The sequence below is a fragment of the Halogeometricum sp. CBA1124 genome (assembly GCF_009741955.1).
GTDB classification, from domain to species: Archaea; Halobacteriota; Halobacteria; order Halobacteriales; family Haloferacaceae; genus Halogeometricum; species Halogeometricum rufum.
This window is the reverse complement of the sequence record NZ_WPCD01000265.1, coordinates 1-4306: the sequence shown is the minus strand read 5'-3', so window position 1 is coordinate 4306 and position 4306 is coordinate 1. Positions and strand designations below refer to the sequence as shown.

Annotated in this window: 5 protein-coding genes and 1 pseudogene; 1 reads left to right on the top strand and 5 read right to left on the bottom strand. The window is 67.6% G+C overall.

Going from position 1 to position 4306, the window contains the following annotated elements; translation table 11 throughout:
* The 3 genes and pseudogenes from GJ632_RS19970 to GJ632_RS19960 all read right to left on the bottom strand — a co-directional run.
* The coding region (locus GJ632_RS19970; protein ID WP_343161283.1) for an NAD(P)-dependent oxidoreductase at positions 1–242 on the bottom strand (242 nt) is incomplete at its 3' end.
* 108 nt (positions 243–350) lie between these two features.
* Positions 351–1442, bottom strand: a pseudogene (locus tag GJ632_RS19965) (Lrp/AsnC family transcriptional regulator).
* 169 nt (positions 1443–1611) lie between these two features.
* Positions 1612–2010, bottom strand: a complete 399-nt coding sequence (locus tag GJ632_RS19960) for a DUF5778 family protein (protein WP_089808556.1) — start codon at positions 2008–2010, stop codon at positions 1612–1614.
* 169 nt (positions 2011–2179) lie between these two features.
* On the opposite strand from GJ632_RS19960, the gene uppS reads away from it, so the two are divergent.
* On the top strand, positions 2180–3112 hold the full coding sequence (gene uppS / locus GJ632_RS19955) for a polyprenyl diphosphate synthase (protein ID WP_191453850.1): 933 nt from the start codon (positions 2180–2182) through the stop codon (positions 3110–3112).
* A gap of 45 nt (positions 3113–3157) precedes the next feature.
* Here uppS and GJ632_RS19950 read toward each other — a convergent pair whose 3' ends face one another.
* The gene (locus tag GJ632_RS19950) at positions 3158–3346 is read right to left on the bottom strand and encodes a zinc ribbon domain-containing protein (RefSeq protein WP_191453849.1); all 189 of its coding nucleotides are present in this window, start codon (positions 3344–3346) and stop codon (positions 3158–3160) included.
* A 92-nt stretch (positions 3347–3438) separates the two neighbouring features.
* Positions 3439–4047 carry an undecaprenyl diphosphate synthase family protein gene (locus GJ632_RS19945; RefSeq protein ID WP_089808549.1) on the bottom strand — a complete coding sequence of 203 codons (609 nt, stop codon included), beginning with the start codon at positions 4045–4047 and terminating at the stop codon, positions 3439–3441.
* Positions 4048–4306 lie beyond the last annotated feature (259 nt).

Genomic DNA, 4306 nt, shown 5'->3' with positions numbered 1-4306 from the left:
TCGTCGTCCGTCGCGGCGACCACCAGCGACGGTTCGACGCGGTCGACCCAGTCTCGCACCTCCGCGGGCGACGGTGCCGCGCGGACCAGTTCGGCGTCGCCGTAGTCCTCGGCCTCGAAGTCGGGACTGACGACGGTCACCGCGGCCTCCGCGGCGAACCGCCGGGCCTTCCGCGCGCCGACGGGGCCGCCGCCGAAGACGAGGACGCGTTCGTCCGTGAAGTCGTGGTACAGCGGTATCACTCGGTTTCGGCCTCCTGATTCGACTCGCGTTCGTCCGTCTCTGTGCTGCGGTCGTCCGTCTTCGTCCTGTCCCCCTCGCCGTCCGTGCTGTTCCCCACCATCTCGTGATTACTCCGTGTTCGCGTCGGCCCGTTCGGCCATCCTGATTCCGGTCTTCTTCAGGATGCGCGTCGAGAACAGGGTGTCCCAGTCGCCCTGTTCGTCGTCGGTGGTCCGGTCGTCCACGTCCCAGTACTCGGCCATCACGTCGCGCACCTGTTCGATTCGTTCTCGGCTCTCCGCCTCGGTCCGGCCGTGCGTCATCGCGAAGAAGTTGTACGGCCAGACGCCCTCGTGCCGCGGCCGCCGGTAGCAGTGCGTCACGAAGTCCAGCGAGGCGACGGCGGGCCCCACGTCCTGCACCACGTCGTCGGGGACGTTCCAGACGGTCATGCCGTTCTCGGTGTAGCCGAGGGCGTAGTGGTTCGGGATGACGCCGACGCGACGGACCTTCCCCTCGACGTCGAACCGCTTTATCGTCCGGACGACCCACTCGGTGTCGGCGTCGAGTGCGTCCGCCACGTCGGCGTACGGCGTGGCCGAGACGGGCAGGCCGCCCTGTATCTCCAACACGAGGTCGCGTTCGGCCGGCGTCAGCGTCCGGCGGTCCTCGGGTTCGACCGCCGGTCCGAGGTCCGACAGGTCCACGTCGCCGTCGGGCACCGGCCCGTCGAGCATGAACTTCGCCTCGACGCGGAACTCGTCGCGCGTTGGGGAGGTTGTACGTCGGTTGGCCCGTCTCCGACTCTATCTCGGAGAGCACCTCCGCCACGCGGTCCTCGTCGGCGACGCTGACGACGAACCACATGTTGAGGTGCGGGTGCTCGCGTTCGTAGTTGTGCGCAACCTCGCGGTGTGCGTTCACCTGCTCGGCCACCTCGTCGAACCGGTCCTCGGGGGCGTGCATGGCGACCAGCGTCGCGTCCCGCCTATCTCCTCGGCGTTGACGAGTGCGCCGAAGCGGGTCAACACGCCCTCGTCGTCGAGGTGGCGGACCCGTTCGAGGAGTTCGTCCGCGGTCACCTCGACGCCGCGTTCGCGAAGCGCCGCCGCGGCCGGTTCGAACGGCCGTTCGACCACCGGAAATCCACCCTGAAAGGCGTTGACGATGGCCCGGTCGAGCGTCGTCAACTCGGCTCTATCGACGTCGGCCCTGCTCATGATTGCCCCTCAGGTGTGCGCGAGGATAAGCGTCTCGAAGCCGGGGGTTCGGGCGCTCGATTCGAGTCGTTCACTACTCGAAACGAGTGCGGACGGGGTGAAAAGGTGCGGTTAGCTATGGACGAATCGACGCCGCCGTCGCGTCACGTCCGGACCGTCCGAACCGCGCCTACGGGACCTGAGTCACGCGTTCGACGTGGTCGAGGGCGTCCAGGTCGGCCGCGAGTGCCTCCTGTTCGACGCCCGCCTCGTAGTAGAACACGAGGTCGAACGTCCCGCCGCGGAGGAGTTGCTGGCACTCCCAGACGAACGACTCGTCGTCGATGGTGAGCCCCTGAAACTGGTTCGACGAGAAGTCGGGCGTGTCGTTCCCGGCGTAGATGTACGTCTCGCCCTTCTCGGCGTGGTCCGAGATGACCTCGTTTATCTCGACGGTGAGTTCCTGCATCTCCAGGTCCTCCTGCCCGGAGAGGTCGGTGTGGACGATGGCCCCGACGAGTTCGATGTCGCCGGGTTCGAGGAGTGCAAGCGTGCGCTTGTAGAGGTCATCGTCTACGGTCTCGCTCATACGTGGACGATAGCCGACGAGAGATAAACGGGTGACGGTTCGCCGGCGGAATTCGTCCGCCACGAATAATTGCCTCAGAAAGACTGTCTCTACTCGCAGAACGTCGGACTCGCCCGGACGTGCTGCGAGAACGAAAAGAATCATACGTCTCGGTGCGGTTTCACCTCCAATGAGAGAGTGGCTTCGTCGGCAGTTCAACGGCGCCTACGAGCGGATGCTGCGCCGTGAACTCGGTAGCAGTCCCGAACACGTGGCCATCATTCAGGACGGCAACCGACGCTACGCCCGTAGCCACGGCGACGACGCCCCGGACGGTCACAAGAAGGGCGCGAAGACGAGCGAACGGGTGCTGGACTGGTGCGACGAGTCCGGCGTCGAGGAACTGACGCTGTACGCGTTCTCGACGGAGAACTTCGACCGGCCGCAGGAGGAACTCGACCCCCTGTTCGACCTGATGGAGGACAAACTGTACGAGTTCGCCGACGCCGACAGAGTCCACGAGTCCGGCGTCCGCATCTGCGCCATCGGCGAGACGGAACGCCTCCCGGCGCGCCTCCGCGACGCCGTCGACTACGCCGAGGACCGGACGAGCGACTACGACAACTTCCGGCTCAACATCGCCCTCGCCTACGGGGGCCGGGCCGAACTGCTCGGCGCCGTCCGCGACGTGGCCCGCGACGTGGAGTCGGGAGCGCTCTCGCCCGACGACGTCACCGTCGACGAGGTGGACGAGCGACTCTGCCGGCAACCCGCCCGCGACGTGGACCTCATCATCAGGACGGGCGGCGACGAGCGAACCTCGAACTTCCTCCCGTGGCACGCCAACGGCAACGAGGCGGCCGTCTACTTCTGTGCCCCCTACTGGCCCGAGTTCTCCAAGGTCGACTTCCTCCGCGGCCTCCGCACGTACGAGTCCCGCGAGAAGTCGTGGCAGCGCACCCGAACGGAGCGAGCGGTGGCGCTCGTCCGCTCCGCGGCCGAGACGGAACTCGCGGAGGCCAAGACCGTCGCGAGTCGCCTCCGGGAGAAGTTGCCCTCGGCCGGGGCCGAGGAAGTCGTCGCCGAGTTGGAACGGCAGGGCGACGCCGAAGCGGCGGACTGAGCCCAGTCCAACGGGGCCCGACAGGCCGCCGAGTCCGACCGTGTCTCAGCCCAAGAACAGGTCGAGGAGCGCGTCCGACTCGCCGGTTCGGTAGAACTCCGTGTACCCGCACCGGGTGCAGGAGACGGCCTTGAACTGCCGGTTCTGCACGTCCACGAGTCTCGAGAGCCCCGTCCCCGTCGTCGCGACGTCGTCTCCCACCCCGGGAGGGCCGTCGGTGGGCAGAGGAACCATGCCGGCCAGTTTCGCCGCGACCCGCACAAACGTTTGGGAGCGCTCGCCGGCGTTCGCGGCCGGCGGGCGGACCGAATCCGACGAGATTCGGCCTATCGGCCGAACCGCCGCTGTCGGTTCTGAAAGTCGAGGACCGCGCGCAGGTAGTCGCGCTTGCGGAAGTCCCGCCAGTTCACGTCGGTGAAGTAGAGTTCCGAGTAGACGGACTGCCAGATCATGAAGTCCGAGAGACGCTCCGCGCCGGTCTTGATGAGCAGGTCGGGTTCGTCGGGGAAGACGAGTCGCTCCTCGACGTGTTCGGCGGCGACGTCCTCGGGCGAGAGGTCGCCAGACTCCACGTCGTCGGCGATGTCGCGGACGACGTCGGCGAACTCGCGCTTGCCGCCGAGGCCGATGCTCACCTGCACCGGTTCGTCGGCGCGTTCCCTGTCGCCGGGGCCGCGGACGGCGACGGGGCGTGGCGACTCGACGTCGCGGAGTTCGCGTTCCAGCGTCGGGACGACAGCCTCGTCGAGGACGCTCACCGAGACGGTGACGCGTTCGGCGCCGAACTCGAACGCCCACTGGAGGAAGTCCTCCAGCGTCTCGTAGGCCCCCTGTTCGAGGAGGTCACGTTCCGTGATGACCACCGCGACGTGCGCCGGCGGGTCGGCTTCGTGGCGGCGGAGTCGAAGGGCGAGGTAGCCGTCGTACAGTCCCACACCACGGAGAGCGTCCTCCCGCCGCTAAACGGCACCGATTCGCGGCGTGGGCGCGAACGCCCGTCCGTCGGCGTCCGTCCGCCCGTCCGACGCGATAGTCAATGTCGGGAGGGTTAAGTGCGAGTCTGCGATATCCGACTGTGTGCAACCGAGGCTCCGTCGGGCGGGCGGATTCGCCCTCGTGGGGACGTTAGCGCTCGCCGCGCCGGTACTGGACGTGGCGGCGTTCGCCCCCTTCGCGGCCGTCGCCCTCCTCGCG